The sequence below is a fragment of the Bacillus sp. FSL R5-0659 genome, assembly GCF_038008785.1.
In the GTDB taxonomy this organism is placed as follows: Bacteria; Bacillota; Bacilli; order Bacillales; family Bacillaceae; genus Bacillus; species Bacillus safensis.
On sequence record NZ_JBBOZU010000001.1, the window covers coordinates 284,164 to 305,265 of the forward strand.

A 21,102-nucleotide genomic window follows, 5' to 3' on the forward strand; every position below is an offset into this window, starting at 1 on the left:
CAATTTATCTTGGAAACTACACAATCTGACGTAAATCTACAGAAAAACTTACAAATAAAAATCAGTCTGTCGACTTTTGTCTAAACAATTCCTATTATTGTCGTCAATGATCAAAACACTGAATAGCTGAAAGGTCACCTTGCTGCCCCGGAGAATAGTCATAAAAAAGGATTTTGGAGATAAAAAGAGCGGTGAAAATTATTTTTTTGCACATTGTGGAGAAAAGAGTCTCCTTGTATACTGTGGCTATGCAAACAGGGGAAGGGATGTCAGTCATTTGAGTTTAAATCAGCTTGTCAAAAAGGACGCATTCATTTTAATTTTTATGATGGTCATTGTGCCGCTTGCAGGAGAGCTGAAGTTTTATCCTGTGAATGAGACGTTTCGCATCAGCTTTGGTGCGCCTGCGTTTTTCTTTTGTTTATTACTCTTAAGAAAATCTAGACCGCTATTGCCAGGATTTTTAACAGGCGCAGCTATTGTGCTTTTTCGTGTAGGCCTAGATTTGATTCAGCAGAATGCTGATTTGATGACATCATTGTATCAGCAATTCCCAAGTTTCTTTTTCTATTTTACTTATGCTTTCTTGTTTTTTGCCGTCCGTACGGGACGCTTTAAACAGCGCTCAATTTTCATTGGGATCATCGGACTAATGATCGAATTAGTTGCTGATTTTGTCGAGCTGTTTGTACAATTTTTAGTGTTTGATACAACAATGACTTTATCAAAGCTGAGCGATATGTTCCTCATTGCGTTTGCTCACAGCTTTGTGGTGATCAGTTTTTTTAATATGATGAAGCTGTATGAGGCGCAATCAAGAGAGAAGCAGATCATGAAACAAAATGAGCATATGATGATGGTCATTTCGAATTTATATGAAGAAACGGTGCACTTAAAGAAAACATTAAAACATACAGAGCATATTACGCAGGAATCATACCGGCTTTATCGTCTGCTGCATGAACACGAAGCAGGGAAAAAAGTGAGTCAGGAGCTGTTAAAGCTCGCAGGAGAAATTCATGAAGTCAAAAAGGACAATCAGCGTATTTATGCTGGGCTTTCAAAGCTGATTTCGAAGGAAAATATGCAAGATTACATGAAGGCGGAAGAACTCGTTCAAATTGTGATCCGTATTCAAGAGAAGTATGCTCTATCTCTTGGGAAAAACATCTCCTTTACCTCTGATATAAGGGGCATTCATCTACATGATTATCATGTGTTTATTTTCTTATCGCTGATTAATAATTTAATGGCCAATGCAGTGGAAGCTATAAAGGATACCGGCATGATCTCACTCGAATTGAAAGGAAGTCATGATAAAATAGAGATTCGGATTGAAGATGATGGACCGGGGATTCCTAAAAAAATGAGAGAGATTGTGTTTGATCCAGGCTATACTTCCAAATTTGATGCATTTGGAACACCGTCTACTGGGATAGGCTTATCCTATGTGAGAGAGCTGGTTCAAGAGCTAGGCGGTCATATTCAAATCGAACCAAAAGAAACAAAAGGTACAGCTTTTCTGCTTGTCCTTCCTATACAAAATTTAATACAGAGAGGGTGAGTGTATGCGATTCTTCATTGCAGATGATGATCGTGCAATACGCTCGATTTTAGGTCAAATCATAGAGGATGAGGATTTGGGAGAGGTCGTAGATGAAGCGGGTGACGGAGTTGGATTAGAGGCACATTCACTGAACCTCAAGAAAGTAGACATCCTTTTGATTGATCTTTTAATGCCTGCTAGAGATGGCATTCAAACCATCCGCCATATTCACCCTGAATTCAAAGGCAAGGTCATTATGATTTCCCAAGTAGAGGCGAAAGAGATGATGGCAGAAGCCTATGAACTAGGGATTGAATATTATATCCATAAGCCTGTCAATCGCATTGAAATCGTCAGTGTGATTCGAAAAGTCATGGAGCGTATCAAACTGGAAAAATCGATTTACGATATACAAGCCTCCCTTCGTCACGTACTGCCATTAGAGCCTGTGTTTTCTCAAGGTGCCGGCGCTGGAGCGAAGAGAAGAACGATGAAAGAGGCTGGGGAATTCCTCTTATCTGAGCTCGGAATTGTCGGTGAGAACGGCTCTAAGGATTTACTGGAGATACTTCTCTATTTACATGAAACTCAGTCAGCCAATTCTCATGAGGTCAATTTCCCGCCGCTAAAGCAGCTGTTTATCAAAACCGCAGAAAGAAAGCTGGATCATGGTGCAACCGATGTAGAGGTGATGCGGGAAGTGAAAGCGGCGGAGCAGCGGATTAGACGAGCTATTCATCATTCCTTGAATCATTTTGCCTCACTAGGATTAACAGATTTCTCAAATCCTAAGTTCGAGCACTACGCGTCGAAGTTTTTCGATTTTACCGATGTCAGCCAAAGAATGAAAGAAATGCAGAAGACATCTTCTCCCGCAGGATCGACGGGCAGAGTCAATACAAAGAAATTTGTTCAAATCTTTTATTTTGAAGCAAAGCAGTTATTCGAAGAAATGAGCTGAGGAAAATCTGTTGGTATGATTGGAGAAAATAAACAGAGAAAGTCTGCTTTTCCTATGATCTGTCTTGATCTTCAGGTGTCTTTATCATTTAACTGATCATTCTGATTTTTCTTTTTTCTTGAAAATAAAACCCTCCTGTGCAATCGTTTGTTAAAATAGTGAGGTTAGACTAGAATGTCGGAGGTTTTATTTTGGGAAAAATTAAACGAAATGCGCTCTGCCCATGCGGAAGCGGAAAAAAATATAAACATTGCTGTGGTCAAAAATCAGGCGGAGAACAAACGTCTGAGCTTGTGTTTAAGGAAGCTGTACAAGTTCAAAAGGATTTAATGAATTATGCTTTTTCTAAGCATCAGAGATCGATCAATCAATTCATTAATGAGTTTTCTTTCCTTGCAGATATGGATAAAGAAACGCAACAAATCTCAGTTTTTCATTTGAGTGTATGGGGCATCTTTTTCCGTCCATTAACTGATCAGAAAGAAACCATTTTCCAAGAATTCCTGACAAAGAAAGCAGAAGATATTACCCGTCCGAAAACAAGACAAGTGGTCCAATCTTGGACAGACATGGAGCCATCTTTGCTTTTATTAAATGAAAAAACGGACGAGTCTCTTTACTTTGAAGATATGGTAACAGCTGAGAAGGTTGAAGTAGATGTAAAACCGGATCAAACGGTACTGCCTGAAAAGGGAAGTCTCGTGCTTGGTTTTCCTGTTCAATTTGAAGAAAAAGCAGAGTTTTTCATTCAGTATACGATGTTTGCGAAAGAGTTCACAGATACTCTTCTTCTTCAGGTCCGCCAGCTTGTTGACGCATATGAAGCAAATGGAGGAGCGCGCAGCACATTTATGAGAGAATCATTCCCTGATGTGCTGAAGTGTATGTTTGCGAAGCAAGAAGTAGAAGAATCAGAAGCACCTACACAAACAGAAGGCGATGCAGGTCTATCAGCAGATCGTATGGACTGGGCAAGTGACGTCCAGCTGGAAACAGCTAAGCTGATTGAAGATGGAATGAAGGAGCACGGTGACCAAAGCCTGACAGATGGAGCTTTAACGGTTTGGAAAGCCTACTGTGATCAGAAATCACCTGTGATCCGTAAAGCAGCGTCATTTGCTGCGGGAATCGAATACTATATTCATTCACTTGCAAGCGATGCTCCGCTTTCTCAAGCACAAGTAGCGAAGAAGTATGGCATTAGTGCGTCGACTGTATCGAGCCGTTTTAAAGATATCGAAAAAGCGGTGAAAGAAGAGCAAGAGGCGACAGTATAATCTAAAAAAGACGCGGCACCTTCAGAGGCCAGCGTCTTTTTTTAAAATTATCTTGTTTTAATAAAACCACTCATGTACTGCTCTGTATTATAATCGTTTAGGTCGATTTTCCATTGACCATCCCCATTACGTTTCATTTTCACTTCATATTCAGCTGGGCTGGAGACGGGAGGAAGCTTTTCGAATTCAGATGCGTACATGTTTAAGCTTTTTTTATACAATTCTTCTTTAGAACGGATCTTTCCGTTGTAAAACTCGTCTCTTTTCTTGTCTAGCTTGTCTTTTAAGTTAGAAGCATCAATGCCTGTTACTTGAGCGACAACCTTTGCTTCGTCATCAGAGATGGTTTTCACACTTGTTTCTACTTTTGCTTTATCCTTCATGGTGTTTTGAATGCGTTTGTACATCGACAGAATATCACGGTCACTCACTTCATTACCGTATATTCCTGCACTTCTTTTGAAGTCTTTAACAAACATTTCATGGTATTTATTGACGACATCCGATTGGTTGTCACCCGTTAAATCTGCGAATTGATCGTTCTTTTTGTCAAAAACAATAATATCGGTATATGCTGATAACGCTTTTGCTGGGTTATCCAGCTTTTTTGCTGAATCGAGTATTTTGTTTCCATCTAGATCGATTTGGATGGAATCACTGTTTTTCTTGATGCTGTCCTGATACACGAACTGATATTTTTTCCCTTTGTCTACTAGGAAATAAAGAGCTCCTGAAAGTGACTTGCCTTTGTTCAATGAACCAAGGTCAAGACGGTCTTTACTACCGTAGAATTTTAAATCAGATACTTTGGCATCGTCCTGATAAAGGGAGAAGTCAGAGTTATATAATGAAAGGGCTTTGTCACCTTTGTTTGTGATCGTTAGGTTGACTTTTAGTACCAATTCATTGTCTCTCAGGGTAGTTGTTGAGTCTTCTGGTAACGTATATTCGTAGCTATTGACTTTTACCTCTGCTGTTTTCGTTGACTTTTGGTCAGTGTCTGTTGATTTGGCTGAGCTCTGGCAGGCTGCAGAGATGATCATCACGAATGAAATCATGAGGAGGGCACTTATTTTTTTAAAATTCACAGTTGATGCTCCTTTGCTTTTCTTTCGTCATTTCATTCCCGCTATCTGACTATGAAAAAAGAAACAGATAGAATGGTATATTCGGGTGTTAAAGGGGAAAATATCCTAATGACGATTTGCACTATTCATTCTATCGAAATTCATTCATGATGAGGAATAGGTTTTAGTCCCTATTTTTAATAGCTTTTAACACAATTACCTATAAAATACGGAATTAAATAAGCATAATATACTGGTTAATAAGTATTGATTTATAGATTTATTTTGGGTTTTAAATGTTTTTTGTATAAAAATCTTGAAATAAAGGTAGTTTTTATTTGACGAGGCGGTGCCGGATGGCGAAGACGACAGCCTGTGTGCGGTCTTGTGCATTGAGCTTTTGTAATATACGATGCACATGCGTTTTTACTGTACTTTTGCTGATAAATAATTGATCAGCGATGTCTTCATTCTTTAAGCCATAGGCCATTTGCTGTAAAACATCGCGTTCACGTTCAGTAAATGATTCGTGAAGCAGATGAGTGTGATATGTATCATTTGCTTGCTGAAGAGCTCGGGCCATCATGTGCTCAGAGGCTGCCGTTCGAAAGACAGATTCACCAGCAAAGGCGGTGCGGATGGCCTCAATTAATTCCTCAGGCATTGTATCCTTCAGCAAATAACCTACTGCCCCTGCACGAATCCCGTCAAAGACGTATTCTTCCGTATCAAAGGTCGTGAGAATCACAACTTTTACATCTGGGTGCTTTTTTAAAATGTGCTCTGTTGCTGTGATGCCATCCATTCCAGGCATTTGTACATCCATGAGCAGTACGTCGGGTTTGTTGGTCAAGCAAAGCTCAACCGCCTCCTGACCGTCTGACGCCTCCCAAATGACGTCAATATCCTCTTGAGCGCTTGCAATATAACGAAATCCTTGGCGGATCAGCGGCTGATCATCAATAATGCCAATCTTAATAGGGGTTGTCATGTCTCAGAGTCCTCCTTGATAGGAATTTGAACATGGATACAAAAGCCGTGCGGCTCGCGTATGGACGTCTTGAGGGAACCGCCTGCTGCGTCACACCGTGCCTTCATGCCTGACAGCCCAAATCCAAATGAAATATCTTTTTCGCTGGTCAAATTTCCATCATCTTCAATGTTCATCATCAGCTCATGCTGGTGGTTATAGAGTGTAATGGTCATTGCGGTCGCCTTGGCATGGCGAATTGTATTGGTGATGGCTTCTTGTAAAATGCGGTAAAGCAGTTCAGAAACGGAGAGCGGCCATTTTTTATACGTAAGCTGCTCTGTATGAAATTGAATATCTAGCTCTCCTGATATCTCTCCTTGCTTGATGAGACTGCGAAGTCCGGCAAGTCCGAGACCTGCATCATCTGACGCCATATGATGAACCACAGAACGAACTTCGGTGAGACAATTTTTAGAAATATTGATCAGCTCCTGAAACGTCTGCGCCATCTGCTCTGGTTCTTCCTGTTTTAAACGGTAGGGCAAAGACTGCAGCTGGACAATCATTGAGGTTAATTGGTGACCGATGCTGTCATGCAGGTCACGTGCAATTCTGCTTCGCTCCTCCAGCACAGCAAATTGGAGTGACTGAACGGTCGCTTCTTCAAGCTCTATATGCGCCTTTTTTAATTGTTCATGGGCATCTGATAATTCCTTGTGAACCAATTGCAGTTCTCCGAAGTGTTCTTCCTTTAATTCCTGTTCACGCCGCCGCATTCTAGAGATCAAGACAAGTGTATACACAAGCAGCTGGAATAGCGGGAGAGTGATCACCATGTTCCAAGAAAAATCATTTACATAATAACTGACTCCACTAGTGAAAAAGATGATAGCAAATAGATAGGGATGATGCGCCTCTGAAAAACGAAAAGCGATAAAGCCAATCATAAAAAAGGTCAGCCCAATACTGTCTTGAATCTGACCTGTCACCATCCACAAGAGATGTGTCAGAATCCACATCAAAAGGAGCATAGAAAATTGCTTTTTAGGTGACAGCTTGCTTTTTGGAAAAAGACAAAGGAGAAACGCCAAATAGACGAAGGTGCGAAACACCAATTCGCCTATTGAAAGGGGCTCATACATTTGAATATACATATAGGTCAATACAAGGCCTAATACGAATTTTCGCCTTATTTGAACTAAAAGCTTGAGTGGCTGCTGAAGGTTCATATCAAAAACTCCTGTCTATCAGTTAAATAGCAGCAGATGCCTTGATGTTCATATATCTTTTGAAAAGAATAAAACGTAATCCGATCATACTGCCAATTGGAAGAAATGTCAGGCCATTTGCGAAAATGATCAGGGAATGACCGCCATCCTGTACAACTGAACCTACTGTCATCCGGATAAGGATGATTCCGATGAAAAAAAGTGTTCCATAGAGTGAGCTGGCGGCGGTGATACGTCCCGACTGTTGATCATATGTTACTTTGTATAGTTTACCTCTCCAAAGCCCGATTGCAAAACCTGCGAATGCAAAGCCAGTCATCACAAGCAAGCTCATCGCCGTGATTTCAATATGCTGGGTAAAGGAATAAGAGAGAGTGCCTAATAAAATGAGCGGCCCTATGAGAAGCCTGAAGGGGCGGATTTCTTTTTCCTTGCCTGTTCTTAAAAGCAGAATAATGATAATGATGACAATTTGAATGGTCATAACAAGATCTCCTTTTCGCTTTAGTCTATCTTCATCATACGCATCTACTATTTTCTCGGCGTCCACCTGCAGGTTGATTTTCAGAGAGCGGGATACTTGAATGTTGGAATTGATTCATGGGAAAATAAGGATGATTACGTAGATAAGGGAGATGAGCTTTTGAAAAAGGTAACGCTTGGACGAACTGAATTACAGGTGAATCCGATAGGGCTTGGTACGAATGCAGTAGGTGGACATAATTTATTCCCGAATCTTAGTGAGGATGCTGGACGGGAGCTTGTGGAGACGGCTCTTGATCAAGGTGTCAATTTCTTAGATTCTGCTTTTATTTATGGGCTGGGCCGTTCAGAGGAATTAATCGGTGAGATCATTGCCAAAAGAGGCGGCAGAGAAAAGCTTGTCCTTGCGACAAAAGGAGCTCATAAGGAAGTAAACGGGCAAATTGAACTTGATAACAGTCGTGATTTCTTAAGAGAGCAGGTCGAAAATAGCCTGAAACGACTGCAAACAGATTATATTGACTTGTACTATATGCATTTCCCGGATGGGCGAACGCCGCTCGAGGAAGTAGCAGGCACATTAAAGGAATTGAAGGATGAAGGGAAAATCAAGGCGATCGGTGCATCCAACCTTGATTTTGAACAGCTTCAAGCCTTTAACCGAGATGGCTACTTAGACGTGCTTCAGTCGGAGTATTCTCTGCTGAAACGTCAGGCGGAGCAGGATCTTCTTCCATACTGCGTCGAGCATGGTATTTCCTTTATTCCTTATTTCCCATTGGCATCAGGCTTGTTGACTGGCAAATTTACAAAGGATGCCACATTTGATGATATTCGAGCAAAAGACCCACTTTTCCAAGGTGATGCATTCCTTTCAAATCTCGAAAAAGTAGACAAGCTGCAGGCGATTGCCCAATCAAAGAATGCAGAAACGGCACACGTCGCACTCGCTTGGCTCTTAGCTCAGGATGGTATTGATGCTATTATTCCAGGGGCAAAACGAGCAGACCAAGTGCTGCAAAATTTAAAAACAAACGATGTTCAACTAACTGAAGAGGAAATTAATCAAATCGACAAGATTTTTTCTTAACACGAAAAAAAGGTGCAGCTATGCACCTTTTTTTTATGACATTGTAAGAGGGATTTTGATGACGAGCCGTAAATCTGGAGAACGGTAAGTGAAATCCAGTGTACCGTCTGCCTTTTCAACAAGCTGATGAATGATATACGTCCCCATGCCTTGATGATTGCCGCCTTTTGTCGAGCGGCCAAAAGTTTTGAATAAATGATCTAACACATGTTTTTCCATACCTTTTGTGCTGTTTTCACAATGGATTAAAAATAGCCCGCTCCGAATAGAGGTTGTGACCGAAATGCTGCCCTCTTTTCCAGCTTTCTTTGCTTCAATCGCTGCATCTAGGGCATTATCAAGCAGGTTGCCAGTAAAACTAACCTGATCCGCCTTTGAAAAGGGAAGCGATGAAAAGGGAGCTTGAAGGTCTAGTGAAAGTGCAATGTTCTCTTTCTCAGCCCGCTCCAAAAAGATGTGAAGGGTAGAGGCTAAATATGCATTTTCTCCTTTCATCCATGGGAAATGTTTGACGTATTGCTGAATCAAATCTTTAATCTCATACTCGTCGTTCGACGCCGAAAAGGCATTTAAATGTCTGGCTGTTTCATGATGTTTACTCCGCAGCTCAAGAAGTAATTCGTTGGTTCTAGCTTCTGCGTTTATAAGCTCTTGAAGCCGTCCATTTAACTGTTTCTCTGTCTGCATCACCTTCAATGAGAGGATATCGACTGTCACCATCATGATGATTGCTAAAAGACAGCTCAGCCCATTCTCTTGCGTTAGAAACAGCAAAAAGCCTGCACAGGTGATGAGTATAAAAGCACCTAATATCACATAACCACTCGTATGAGGTAAAAATCTTTTGTACATGAAGAATGTATAAACACATATTACGCAAAAGGTAAGAATCCACAACACAATTGATGATAGCGGTAGAAAGGCTTCAGCAGCTGCATGAAACGCAAGACCTAGCCATATGAGGGCATAAATGCGAAATCCAAGATAGAAAGCGTTCACGTTCGTTCTCCTTAAAAATAGTATTTCTTAAAGAATTCTAATTGCTGCTTGGTCATCATGGCTTTTTTATCTGTCCCTTCAAAAGACACGATAAACGAATTTTTAGCATACGCCGAGAAATTCTTAATGTAATGAATATTGATGATAAACGATCGATGGGAGCGGATAAAATCCTTTTCAGCCAAATCACCCTTTAACTCGTTTAAAGTTTGATATGTCTGGATTTCTCCTGTCGTTGTCACGATAGTTGTTGACCGGCCCGTTCGCTCAACAAAAATGACATCCTTTTTCTGCAGCACATGAATATCTGACTGCTGCTTAATGAGAAGCCGTCCATGAATGCTTTTCTCCTGCTTGGTGGACATATAGCGCTCTAAGCATTTGGCAATTCGATCAGCTTGGTAGGGCTTCATAATATAATCATGTACATTCAAATCAAACGCATGGACTGCATAACCACTGTTTCCTGTCACAAAGACTACATCGACATTCAGTGCGTGAGAGTGAATGAGGTCCGCTAATTCATAGCCGGACATTCCAGGCATTTCAATGTCAGCGAACAACAGATCAATGTCTCCTTGTTTGACCTTCTCATATGCATCCTCTGCTGACTGCGTGACAAAGACAATGTCCACAGCCTCCATTCTGCCCACAATGGCGTGCAGCTTTTCTAAATCTACTCGGTAATCATCGACGAGACCTACTTTTATCATAAAAATCACCTATGACTCTTCTTATTATTTGTCTATTTTACCATTTGTTTTTTTGAAATAGATCATTTCAAGACAGAAAAAGGACGTTTCGCGACATTTTTATATCAGGCAGGCATTATTTTTTCTATCATAGACGTAGAAAGTAAAGTTGAAAGGGGCGAACCAAATGATTACTCTCAGCGATTGCAGCTGCTGGTTTAAAGATAAGAAAAAAGTCGTGAAAGCGATGAAACACATGACGTTCTCCGTGAAGGAAGGGGAAGTCGTTGGCATCCTAGGAGAAAATGGTGCAGGAAAAACGACATTATTGCGCGCCGTAGCCACATTATTAGAGCCTACGCACGGGTCAGTCACTGTCGCAGGCTTTGATACGGTGAAAGAATCAACGGAAGTGAAAAAGCGAATTGGTGTCTTGTTTGGCGGTGAGACGGGGCTTTACGATCGTTTGACGGCACGAGAAAACCTTGAATACTTTGGCAAATTGTATGGCTTAGATCAGCATGAAATCAAAGCAAGAATAGAGGATTTGGCAAAGCGTTTTGGAATGAGACAATATATGGATCGCAAGGTGAAAGGATTCTCAAGAGGGATGAAACAAAAGGTGGCGATTGCCAGAACGTTAATTCATGATCCTGACATTATCTTATTTGATGAGCCGACAACAGGCTTAGATATCACGTCGAGTAATATTTTCAGAGATTTTATCCATCAGCTCAAGCAGCAAAATAAAACGATCCTCTTTTCAAGCCACATCATGGAAGAAGTCAGCCAGCTTTGTGACAGTGTCATGATGATTCATCAAGGAGAGCTTGTGTACAAAGGGACACTTTCAGAATTATATACTCAGGAACAAAGTGATGACTTGAACTATATCTTTATGTCGAAGCTCGCTAGGGGGATTTCATAATGTGGAAAACCGTCTTTTTGAAAGAAATGACAGATGCGCTGAGAGATCGAAAAACGTTGCTCTTAACCGTGCTGATTCCTCTTTTGACCATGCTTGGACTGGTGTTCTTTTATGAAAGCATGATTGCAGATCCAGGGGATGAAGCCTATACAGTCGCCATCAATGAACAGCTTCCAGCCGAAATGAACCAAATGATCAAAGAGGTCAAAAACCTAAACCTTGAAACATTTGATGATCCGCAGCAAGCGGTCAAAGATGGAGAGGCAAATGCTTACCTTGAAATGCCGAAAGAGGCAGGCGATATGCTCAAACAACAAAAGCCATTCGCTATTAAAATCCATGGATATACGACAGATGATGATTCGGTCATCACTGTTCAAATGCTGCAATCATTGCTGGAGCAATATCAAAACCAAGTGGTCGAAAAGCGATTAGCAGCCGATCAAATCGATACGTCCGTTATTCATCCTTTTGAGGTGCAGTCCGTTGATGTAGAAGAAGGGGATGAAGGGGAAAACGGAGTGACCGCTATGCTGTTGTCGATTCTCCTTCCGATGATTTTGGTGACCTCCGTCATCTCAGGAGCTTTGCCGGCTGCGCTTGATATTGTAGCAGGTGAAAAAGACCGGAAATCCATTGAAGCGTTGTTCCTGACACCTGCCAGCAGACTCCAGATTCTCATCGGGAAATGGCTCGCTGTCTCTATGTTTGGTATTTTAAGTGGGATTGTGGCGATCGGTATGCTGCTTCTATCTACTTTGCTCTTTACAGAAAAGCTGAAGCAGGCTCTGAACTTTGGTGATCAAATGTGGAGCATTATCGGCGTCATGTTTGCGGCGTTAATCATCTTCTCCTTCATGGTATCCATGATTGAATTGCTGCTCAGCGTCATTTCGGGCTCAGTCAAAGAAGCACAGTCGTACATGTCCATGATCATTACACTAGGTGTGATCCCAATGTTCTTTACCATGAGAGCAGGTGCTACGCAGCTAGATACGTATTACTTTGCGGTCCCATTCCTTAATATTCATGCGCTGTGTAAGCAACTGATGTTTGGTATCATCGATCCGGTGGCTGTCACTCTGACACTCGGCTCCTCAGCCTTGGCTGTCGTTATTCTGTTTGTCATCGTGAGAAGCTTGTTTATGAAAGAAAAATGGATGCTTGCGAAATAAAGAAAGGAAAACTTGTAGATTTTTTCTACAAGTTTTTTTATATTCGGAGATTCATATAAAAAGGCTCGGGAAAGAATTGTTATGGCATAATGGAAGAGGAAATGACATAATCATCCTATTTTTACTAAAGAGGGGAGGTGGAGATATGTCTTATCAAACAGATGACGATGATGTGTTAGGACTATGTAATATATATGCTCAGCAAACACACCATTTTGAAGCCTTTATTTTGGGAAATAGGAAAGGCTTATTAGAACTAAGAAATGCAATAGACAAGGCTTTAGAAACCGGTTGTTCTACTGCAGCGTTATTCCCTTCTGATTATGAAGGATATGATGTCTATGTTGCTTTAGTAGACGAGGAGCAAAGGTTTAAAAAATTAACGACTCCTTATGTAGAGGAATACGCACAAGAGGAAGATGCGGTTGATCCAATTGAGATCATTAAAGAATATGAAGCTGAAAAGGGGAATTCCTTATAAAGAGATTCCCCTGCTTGTGAACTCGTTTGCTAGTGAATCAAATGTCTATGGATTTGGCTTGTCATTGGGTTTTGTCCAGTACTTGATGTCTTCCAATGCTCTTTCAATGTCATCCATATCGTCAATTCCTAAAGTACTATCAAATTTCGAAGATAGTATCTTTCGTACTTTAGCGAGTCTTTGAGTGACCTCCCACTCATCTATAAATCGTGTGGTTTCTGTTTCATATTCTCCTCTATATGCTTCCTCACCACACTGATGAAATTTTTCACCATAATAAGAACCCATGTTATGCAAAGACAAAAGAATCAAATTCATTTCTTTTAATACCTCTAACATTTCATCACCCGTGTAGGTGATGTTTTGATTAGACTTTAGCATTGACTCCCACCCTTAAAATAAGAAATGTTGATATACGCCGCAACCAATACGCTTGTGTTCATCATATTAAAAAAACCCCCGGGATCGGGGGTTTCAGCGTGTAGACAAACCCTCGCATTCTTTGTCAGTTCTGCGCTCCGGTGCTCACGAATGTCAAATTCGCTCCGCTCCGGTGCTCGCCCTTCCTAGACTGCAAAGGTTTTCTATCACGCTGAAAAGAAGACAAAGGGCTAAAATAAAGATCATTTTAGCCCTTTGTCAACAATCTGAAACCCCCGGAATCGGGGGTTTTTCTTTAGTTCTTGATGAATTTCTCAACTAATGAGCTTGTTTTGTAGTCGTTCAAATCAAGTTTCCATTGGTCGATATCATTTTTCTTCATGTTCACTTCTACTGTTTCTTCAGAAGATGATGGTCCTAATTTTTTAAATTCATCTGGATAGATAGAAAGTAGATATTTCTGTGCATCATCATAAGATGCTGAACGGTTTTTGCTGTAGAACTCAGTCGCTTTCTCTTTCAAACGATCGACAAGCGGACTTGCATCAATCGGTGTAAGAGTCACAGTCACGACAGCTTTATCACCACTGATCGCTTTTGTTTTTGTTGATACTTTTGATTTTTCAGCTAATGTTTCTTTTACTGCTTTTAAAAGCTTATCAAGGTTTTCGTCCTTCGCTGAGCTAGAAGAAATACCTGATGAAGTGATATAACCTTGTTTGAATGATTTATCGAATTCATTCACAACAGTTGATTTGTTATCACCTGTTAGTTTTTCGAAATCGTCGTTTTTCTTACCAAAAATCATCACATCAATATAAGAAGAAAGAGCTTTTGCAGATGCTTGTAGTGTATCTGCTTTTTTCATTAAGTCTTTTCCTTTAATATCGAATTCTAGTGTTTTGTCATCTTTTTTCGATCCACTGCCTGGCTCTGTGTAAACAAGCTGATAGTCCTTGTCTTTGTCAACAACAAAGAATAGACCGCCTTTTGTTACTTTGTCTGCATTTAAAGAGCTTGAAGATAATACTTCGTTGTAGTCATCTGGAGAGATCGTAGATACCTGTGCGTCATCTTGGTAAAGTGTGAAGTTGCTTTTATCAACATTGAGAGGCTCTTTGCTGATATTTTTTACAGATACATTCACTTTTAGTACATACTGATCATCCTGTACAGATGTATCGTATTGAGGTGGTAATGTGTACTCAGCACTTTCTACCTTTACTTCTGCTGCATCAAGAGATTTTTTGGTATCGTTTTCTTTCGCAGCTGTTTTGTCTTTACCACCACTACAAGCGGCAGCGACAACAGTTACACACAAGATCAGAAGAAACAGGGATAATTTCTTTTTAAACATGTCGTGTTTTCCTCCTCGGGTTTATGGTGAATTTCATTGAAAAGCTGTAGTTCATATCGTTCTTTTTGCACAAAAAGAAAAATACTGTATGTTTTTTACTGTAGAATGAAGCGAAAGTACTGTCAATACCTCAGTGCGTTTCCGAGGTTGATTGGCTTCAAGTAGTAAAAATGACACTAAGTTGAGAGGAGAAACTTGTAATTTATTATTTGATATCTCCTGTAGAAACTCAACATTTTATATTTTAAGGTTTTGAGTCGGATTATTGAATAGGTTCAAATGACTGTTTTTGAAGATGATGTCGCAATTAGAAGGATTTTTATGACTTGTAAATGAGTATATAGTAATGAATATTTTTTCCTGCTATGTGGATGATCACTTGGTTTGTGTGTTGTTGACAGCAAGACACATGTCCAGCAAATTTAGACAGGCTGCCGACACTGAACGTGCTTTTTCATGTCAAAATGGCAGTCATCTACACAGAAACGCTACATAAAATAAAAGAGAAACGAACTGGAGGTGGAAGTATGGCAGTGGTAAGAGCGACAAGCTCTGATATTGATTTAATGGCCAGACTGCTGAGAGCGGAGGCAGAAGGTGAAGGGAAGCAAGGGATGCTGCTCGTAGGAAATGTGGGCATCAATCGGCTGCGTGCCAACTGCTCTGACTTTAAAGGGCTGCGTACGATTCCACAAATGATTTATCAGGAGCATGCATTCGAAGCGGTCACGCATGGGTACTTTTATCAACGAGCACGAGAAACTGAAAAAACACTTGCGCGGAGAAATATTAACGGAGAACGTTTTTGGCCGGCAAAATTCAGCCTTTGGTATTTTAAACCCCCTGGCAATTGTCCAGCGACATGGTATAATCAGCCGTTTGTGGCAAGGTATAAGTCGCATTGCTTTTATCAGCCAACCGCCGAAACGTGTGAAAATGTCTATAACACCTTTTAGCTTGATGAAACGCACAACCCTCTTAGAGTACGAATGCAGAGGGTTGTGTTTTTGTTTTTTCCAAAATGGGTAACCATTGTGTATCAACAAGATGAAGCACGTGAATGGAGGAAATGAAGATGTATCAAGATTTAAAAGGGAAAACAGCCATTGTCACAGGTTCTTCAAAAGGAATTGGACAAGCGATCGCATTGCGGTTTGGACAAGAGGAAATGAATGTGGTTGTGAACTATAAAGGAGATGAAGATGGTGCTGAAGAGACGGTACAAGCCATTCAGAAGCACGGAGGCAAAGCGGTGAAAGTACACGCAGATGTCTCCAAAGAGGAAGGCATCCAAGCCATCATGGATACAGCATTGGAACATTTCGGTACAGTAGATGTATTCGTCAATAATTCAGGCTTCAACGGCGAAGAAGCGCTGCCGCATGAGATGACGCTGGAGCAATGGCAAAACGTCATCGATGTGAACATAACAGGTGCATTTTTAGGCGCAAAGGCTGCGCTTGCCTATATGATGGAGCATGACATCAAAGGATCTATTTTAAATATTTCCAGTGTCCATCAGGAGATTCCGCGCCCATTCAACGTTCATTATTCCACTTCAAAGGGCGGAATGAATATGATGACAAAGACGCTGGCTCTTGATTATGCAGAATCAGGTATTCGAATCAATGCGATTGCGCCAGGTACCATGGCAACCGAATCAAATGATGATTTGCAGGATGAACAGAAAAAACAAAAGCAGCTTGAGAAAATTCCGATGAGGACCTTTGGTGAACCGAAGGAGATTGGGTCCGCTGCGGCATTCCTCGTTTCTAAGGAAGCGGCATATATCACAGGCACCACCTTATTTGTGGATGGTGGAATGACACTTTATCCTTCTCAAATCAATGATTAATCCGAAAAACATCCGCCTGTTCAGCCGGCGGATGTTTTTTGTTCGTAGCGTTGTGTAGCTTTGGCTCGTTTGCCGAGCAGCATCGGGTACTTGCTCAGGAAGGAGATACATGGCACCATGAGCAGCAATGTGCCGATCGTATAAAAAAGTGTCCAAGAGAGCTGCGCTGTATCAGCAATATTGATACCAAATCCATAAAAAACAAATGCTTTCATGATATCAATACCGGCAAACTGCAAAACAAGAATGACAATAGAATTTCGTCCTAGATACGTCAAAATAGGGGATGTTTTCAATTTAAAGCTTAAATAAATCACGGCAGCTGAACCGAGCAGAGCACATGCATAAAAAATAAAGAGATCACCGTAGTCGTTGACGCGCATATCGATCCGTGAATTAAAGCTCTGCATGTAAGCCGTCAGCACAAGCAGACCTGTACATAAAAGCAGGGTTGGATCTGTTTTTAATTCCACAAACCACTGCTTTGCTAAAAATCCAATCGAATAAAACACAACAGCCGTCAAGGCGACATTGGCATTCCAAGGAAGACTTTGATCTAAAAGCAAGGTAGAAGCATATCCAGCACCTCCGCAAAGAATAGTCAGCAAGATTAAGGCAGCAGGTCTCCCTTTTGAAAGACGATGCATAAAGAAAAATAAAATTTCCACTAAAAAGAGTGTCGTTAAAAACCAAATCGCTGGGTTATGTGTAAGTCTTGCTTCATCTGCATTGGATATGAAAATACCTGTAAACGGAACGAAAGGGTCGATATCCATTTGTCCCTTGAATGCGAAAAAACGAGTAACGGAGAACCAAAATACATACGTAATGATGGAGAAATAGAGATAGGGCAGGAGTAAGCTTTTGGCTTTTTTCTGAATAAATGACAAAGCAGGGGATGAGGATGACCGAAACATCATGCCTGATAGTAAAAAGAAAAGCGGCATATGAAAAGAGTAAATGAATTGCTTGAGCGAATCTGGAATGGGCACATGCGCCATAACCACGAGCAGAATGCCGATTCCTTTAGCTGCATCTACCCAATCGAGTCTCTTTTTCATGTCTGTCATCTCCTTTTTCTCAGCGTCGTAAACCGTTCATTGAATATGTACCTCTACTATATAAAAGGTACACCTCTTATGCGTTTACAGTTCGCTAACGATTAGAAGACACATTTGCGATCAGATGACAGACGGAAGGATTTTGACATCTTGATGTTACATTTCCCATTTTTTATGACAATGTAAAAAAAGAAGCCTGAAAAGCTGGCTTCAAAATAATTCTGCTATTCGCTTGTAGGAGCGTTGTTTTTCAATCGGATCAAAGGAATTGTTCAGAATCATGATGTCATCCGTTTGATAGCGGTCCATCAAGGTCTGTAATTGCTCTTTCACCGTTTTCTTCGAGCCGACAATCATCCGCTGGCGGTTTTGCAGCACTTTTTTCTTTTCCTGCGTGGTGTAGTGATAGGCACTTGCTTCTTTTATAGAAGGAACGCGGCTGTCCAGTCCTTTTTCAACACGCAGCAGCCATAAATCTGTACTGCTGGCGATCCGGTCTGCTTCTTCATCTGTTTCACCGCAGATGACAAAGACGGCAAACATAGATTGTGGCTGCCTAGAAAAGACAGATGGAGAAAAGTGTGATCGATACGTCTCAAATGCTTGTTTGCCGCGTGCAGGATGAATAAAGTGGCCAAAAATATAGTTGATTCCAAGCTCCGCCGCCTGCATGGCACTATTTTCTCCTAGTCCAAGCAGCCAAACCGGCGGATGAGCATCAACAAGCGGAGCAGCTTTCACACCTGCATGCGGATGACCAGAAGGCAGGCTGTCTGATAAGTAAAAAAGAAGATCCTTCAGCTGGCGGTCAAACTGAGACAAATCTTTATGCACGCCGTCCGTCAAAGCGAGTCTCGTCCTTTCGATCCCGCCCGGGGATTTGCCGACTCCGATCTCAATCCGTCCAGGATAAAGGGCCTCAAGCTGCCGCGTGACCTCTGCTACTTTAAAAGGACTGTACTGAGGAAGTAAAATGCCGCCAGATCCGGTACGCAAGGTCGATGTATGAGCCGCAATATGAGCCATTAATATTTCAGGCGCCGTACTAGCGAGCCCCCTTGTGCTGTGGTGTTCAGCGAACCAATAGCGCTCATACCCAAGCGTTTCAGCCAGTTGAGCCAGCTGCGTTGTATGAATCAATGTTTCCTGCGCAGACTGACCTTTAGGAATGGCGACTTGATCTAATATATGAAGTGATGGCATCATCAACATCCTTTCAACAACATGCTGAATATAAGTATAAAGAAATCAATGGGTGGAAGGAAACGAAAGGGTTTATCCTTTGAACACATGCTTTTATCTTTTCTATATCAACATATGAAACAACATCTTACGCTCCTTATCAGCAAGAGCTGCTCACCGGGAACTTTCGACAATGTTTCACATGAAACACTTCATTTACGACATGAACTATTTTCAATATGCATCTTTCTTTAAAAAAATATAAAGTGTTTGAAACCTATCTTGAACATAGATCGTATATACTAGTAAATAGAAAAAAGAGTAAGAGGCTCCAATGTCATTTCATGAATTTTGTCGAATTTTCATGTATGATGATTTTAATAGGGTCCATCGCTTAATAAATAGATTTTTATTATGCTGGAGGAGTGATTGATTTGGCGATTACATTAGAAAAAGGTCAACGTATTGATTTAACAAAAGGGAAAGCAGGGCTAACGAATATTCTTGTTGGACTTGGCTGGGACCCTGTATCACAAGGCGGCGGGTTTTTAGGAAAGCTGTTTGGCGGCGGAGGCGGCGCTGATGTTGATTGTGATGCTTCAGTGCTCATGCTGAAAAATGATAAGTTTACGGAAAATAAAGATTTGATTTATTTTGGCAACCTAAAAAGCAAATGCGGCAGTGTTGAGCATACAGGTGACAACCTGACTGGTGAAGGAGACGGAGATGATGAACAAGTCCTCGTCAACTTGAGCAAGGTGCCGGGTAATGTGAATAAATTGGTGTTTGTCGTGAACATTTATGATGCCCTTAGAAGAAACCAACACTTTGGTATGATTCAAAATGCTTACATTCGCATCGTTGATCGTTCAAACAATCAAGAATTAGTGAAATATAATTTAAAAGATGACTATGCAGGAAAAACATCGTTAATCGTCGGAGAACTTTACCGTCAAGAGAATGAGTGGAAGTTTGCGGCTCTTGGAAATGGTACAAATGATGCGAAGCTTGCCGATATTACGAGAAACTACATTTAAACAGAAGGGAGAGGTTCCTAGTGGGAATTTCTTTAGCGAAAGGTCAAAAAATTGATTTAACAAAAACGAATCCGGGTTTAACAAAAGTAGTCGTTGGTCTTGGCTGGGACGTCAATAAGTATGACGGCGGACATGACTTTGATCTAGACGCAAGTGTATTCCTTTTAGATGCAGCAGGTAAAGCAAGCTCTCCATCTGACTTTGTCTTTTACAACCAAACAACTGGCGGAGGCGGCAGTGTCGTACATACAGGCGATAACCGCACTGGTGAAGGGGACGGAGATGACGAGCAGGTCAATGTTGACCTTGCAGCTGTACCAGCAAGTATTGAGAAGATTTCATTTGTCATTACCATTCATGATGCAGAAGCGCGCAGTCAAAACTTCGGACAAGTGTCTAACGCATATGTACGTATTTTAAATGCGGCTTCGAATGAAGAACTTATTCGCTACGATTTGGCAGAGGATTTCTCAATTGAGACAGCCATTATTGTAGGTGAATTATACCGTCATGGCGGGGAATGGAAATTCTCAGCTGTCGGATCAGGCTATCAAGGCGGTCTTGCACGCATTGCAACGGACTTCGGCTTAGATATCGGATAACGATAGTTTCCTATTTTCAAAGACAGGAGAGATACGAATATGGCGATTCAGCTTTCAAAAGGACAACGTGTCGATTTAACTAAAACCAACCCAGGGCTGACGAAAGTGATGATCGGTCTGGGCTGGGATACGAATAAATATTCTGGCGGAGCCGAATTTGATTTGGACGCATCGGCTTTCTTGGTAGATGCAAACAATCGTTGTCAGCAAGATACAGATTTTGTGTTCTATAATAACCTTCAGCATCCGAGCGGCAGTGTCACTCATACAGGTGATAACCGGACGGGTGAAGGAGATGGAGATGACGAGCAAATTCTCGTTGATTTCTCGAAAATTCCTGCTAACATTGATCGTATCGGAATTACAGTTACGATCCATGATGCAGAGACGCGCAGCCAAAATTTTGGACAAGTCTCTAATGCATTTGTTCGTGTTGTAAATGAAGAGGGCGGGGAAGAATTGATTCGCTTCGATTTAGGCGAAGACTTCTCAATTGAAACAGCTGTTGTGGTATGTGAATTGTACCGACACGGAAGTGATTGGAAGTTTAACGCGATCGGAAGCGGATTCTCTGGCGGACTTGCAGCTCTTTGTCAAAATTATGGGTTAGAAGTGTAAATAAGAGAAACAAATCAATTCAAGAGGTGCTGTCAAAAACTCATATGAGGGCCTTTTCCAAAGTGAGAAAGAAACAGCGATCAAGAATAGCAGCAGGCGAAAGCCTGC

At 41.2% G+C, this 21,102-nt stretch carries 22 protein-coding genes; 12 read left to right on the forward strand and 10 right to left on the reverse strand.

What is annotated here, in order from left to right:
- Positions 1-277 precede the first annotated feature (277 nt).
- The 3 genes from NSQ72_RS01560 (at position 278) to NSQ72_RS01570 (ending at position 3,784) form a co-directional block, all read left to right on the forward strand.
- Complete coding sequence (locus NSQ72_RS01560; RefSeq protein WP_058837258.1) at positions 278-1,564, forward strand: ATP-binding protein; 1,287 nt, start codon at positions 278-280, stop codon at positions 1,562-1,564.
- 4 nt (positions 1,565-1,568) lie between these two features.
- Positions 1,569-2,507, forward strand: coding sequence for a response regulator (locus tag NSQ72_RS01565; protein ID WP_039176221.1), 939 nt, complete (start codon positions 1,569-1,571; stop codon positions 2,505-2,507).
- Between the two features lie 191 nt (positions 2,508-2,698).
- Entirely contained in the window at positions 2,699-3,784 is a 1,086-nt protein-coding gene (locus NSQ72_RS01570) for an SEC-C metal-binding domain-containing protein (RefSeq protein WP_268502374.1), read from the forward strand.
- Positions 3,785-3,831: 47 nt separating this feature from the next.
- Here NSQ72_RS01570 and NSQ72_RS01575 read toward each other — a convergent pair whose 3' ends face one another.
- From NSQ72_RS01575 to NSQ72_RS01590, 4 genes are all read right to left on the reverse strand, one after another.
- Positions 3,832-4,872: a DUF4352 domain-containing protein gene (locus NSQ72_RS01575; protein ID WP_268502373.1), complete on the reverse strand. Its 1,041-nt coding sequence runs from the start codon at positions 4,870-4,872 to the stop codon at positions 3,832-3,834.
- A 313-nt stretch (positions 4,873-5,185) separates the two neighbouring features.
- Positions 5,186-5,842 carry a response regulator transcription factor gene (locus NSQ72_RS01580; protein ID WP_341083137.1) on the reverse strand — a complete coding sequence of 219 codons (657 nt, stop codon included), beginning with the start codon at positions 5,840-5,842 and terminating at the stop codon, positions 5,186-5,188.
- Positions 5,839-7,053: a sensor histidine kinase gene (locus NSQ72_RS01585; protein WP_268502372.1), complete on the reverse strand. Its 1,215-nt coding sequence runs from the start codon at positions 7,051-7,053 to the stop codon at positions 5,839-5,841. Before NSQ72_RS01585 ends, NSQ72_RS01580 begins: the two co-directional genes overlap by 4 nt.
- A gap of 22 nt (positions 7,054-7,075) precedes the next feature.
- Positions 7,076-7,537 (reverse strand): DUF1453 domain-containing protein, encoded by a 462-nt coding sequence (locus NSQ72_RS01590; protein WP_268502371.1) that lies wholly within the window; start codon positions 7,535-7,537, stop codon positions 7,076-7,078.
- Positions 7,538-7,696: 159 nt separating this feature from the next.
- Between NSQ72_RS01590 and NSQ72_RS01595 the strand changes: the two genes are divergently transcribed.
- Positions 7,697-8,626 carry an aldo/keto reductase gene (locus NSQ72_RS01595; RefSeq protein WP_039182964.1) on the forward strand — a complete coding sequence of 310 codons (930 nt, stop codon included), beginning with the start codon at positions 7,697-7,699 and terminating at the stop codon, positions 8,624-8,626.
- 33 nt (positions 8,627-8,659) lie between these two features.
- Here NSQ72_RS01595 and NSQ72_RS01600 read toward each other — a convergent pair whose 3' ends face one another.
- Positions 8,660-9,625: a sensor histidine kinase gene (locus NSQ72_RS01600; RefSeq protein ID WP_039176233.1), complete on the reverse strand. Its 966-nt coding sequence runs from the start codon at positions 9,623-9,625 to the stop codon at positions 8,660-8,662.
- Positions 9,626-9,636: 11 nt separating this feature from the next.
- Positions 9,637-10,338, reverse strand: a complete 702-nt coding sequence (locus tag NSQ72_RS01605) for a LytR/AlgR family response regulator transcription factor (protein ID WP_039176235.1) — start codon at positions 10,336-10,338, stop codon at positions 9,637-9,639.
- Positions 10,339-10,504: 166 nt separating this feature from the next.
- Between NSQ72_RS01605 and NSQ72_RS01610 the strand changes: the two genes are divergently transcribed.
- From NSQ72_RS01610 to NSQ72_RS01620, 3 genes are all read left to right on the forward strand, one after another.
- A complete protein-coding gene (locus NSQ72_RS01610) occupies positions 10,505-11,245 on the forward strand; it encodes an ATP-binding cassette domain-containing protein (protein ID WP_039176238.1) in 741 nt (246 codons plus the stop codon).
- Complete coding sequence (locus NSQ72_RS01615; RefSeq protein WP_039176241.1) at positions 11,245-12,420, forward strand: ABC transporter permease; 1,176 nt, start codon at positions 11,245-11,247, stop codon at positions 12,418-12,420. Before NSQ72_RS01610 ends, NSQ72_RS01615 begins: the two co-directional genes overlap by 1 nt.
- Positions 12,421-12,565: 145 nt before the next feature.
- A complete protein-coding gene (locus NSQ72_RS01620) occupies positions 12,566-12,901 on the forward strand; it encodes a hypothetical protein (protein ID WP_039176243.1) in 336 nt (111 codons plus the stop codon).
- A 45-nt stretch (positions 12,902-12,946) separates the two neighbouring features.
- Here NSQ72_RS01620 and NSQ72_RS01625 read toward each other — a convergent pair whose 3' ends face one another.
- Together NSQ72_RS01625 and NSQ72_RS01630 are read right to left on the reverse strand one after the other, a co-directional pair.
- Positions 12,947-13,282, reverse strand: coding sequence for a hypothetical protein (locus NSQ72_RS01625; protein ID WP_039176245.1), 336 nt, complete (start codon positions 13,280-13,282; stop codon positions 12,947-12,949).
- 295 nt (positions 13,283-13,577) lie between these two features.
- Positions 13,578-14,639: a DUF4352 domain-containing protein gene (locus NSQ72_RS01630; RefSeq protein WP_039176247.1), complete on the reverse strand. Its 1,062-nt coding sequence runs from the start codon at positions 14,637-14,639 to the stop codon at positions 13,578-13,580.
- 527 nt (positions 14,640-15,166) lie between these two features.
- On the opposite strand from NSQ72_RS01630, the gene NSQ72_RS01635 reads away from it, so the two are divergent.
- Both NSQ72_RS01635 and NSQ72_RS01640 read left to right on the forward strand, forming a co-directional pair.
- Entirely contained in the window at positions 15,167-15,595 is a 429-nt protein-coding gene (locus tag NSQ72_RS01635; RefSeq protein WP_039176249.1) for a cell wall hydrolase, read from the forward strand.
- 119 nt (positions 15,596-15,714) lie between these two features.
- On the forward strand, positions 15,715-16,494 hold the full coding sequence (locus tag NSQ72_RS01640) for a glucose 1-dehydrogenase (protein ID WP_058837265.1): 780 nt from the start codon (positions 15,715-15,717) through the stop codon (positions 16,492-16,494).
- Between the two features lie 20 nt (positions 16,495-16,514).
- On the opposite strand, the gene NSQ72_RS01645 is transcribed toward NSQ72_RS01640, so the two are convergent.
- Positions 16,515-17,555 carry an acyltransferase family protein gene (locus NSQ72_RS01645; RefSeq protein WP_268464147.1) on the reverse strand — a complete coding sequence of 347 codons (1,041 nt, stop codon included), beginning with the start codon at positions 17,553-17,555 and terminating at the stop codon, positions 16,515-16,517.
- 210 nt (positions 17,556-17,765) lie between these two features.
- Positions 17,766-18,758, reverse strand: a complete 993-nt coding sequence (locus tag NSQ72_RS01650) for an LLM class flavin-dependent oxidoreductase (protein ID WP_268464148.1) — start codon at positions 18,756-18,758, stop codon at positions 17,766-17,768.
- A 413-nt stretch (positions 18,759-19,171) separates the two neighbouring features.
- Between NSQ72_RS01650 and NSQ72_RS01655 the strand changes: the two genes are divergently transcribed.
- From NSQ72_RS01655 to NSQ72_RS01665, 3 genes are read left to right on the forward strand one after another with little or no spacing between them, the layout of a single operon-like run.
- A complete protein-coding gene (locus tag NSQ72_RS01655) occupies positions 19,172-19,774 on the forward strand; it encodes a TerD family protein (RefSeq protein WP_039176264.1) in 603 nt (200 codons plus the stop codon).
- 20 nt (positions 19,775-19,794) lie between these two features.
- Entirely contained in the window at positions 19,795-20,376 is a 582-nt protein-coding gene (locus tag NSQ72_RS01660) for a TerD family protein (RefSeq protein WP_039176267.1), read from the forward strand.
- 39 nt (positions 20,377-20,415) lie between these two features.
- A complete protein-coding gene (locus NSQ72_RS01665) occupies positions 20,416-20,994 on the forward strand; it encodes a TerD family protein (RefSeq protein WP_034664245.1) in 579 nt (192 codons plus the stop codon).
- Positions 20,995-21,102 lie beyond the last annotated feature (108 nt).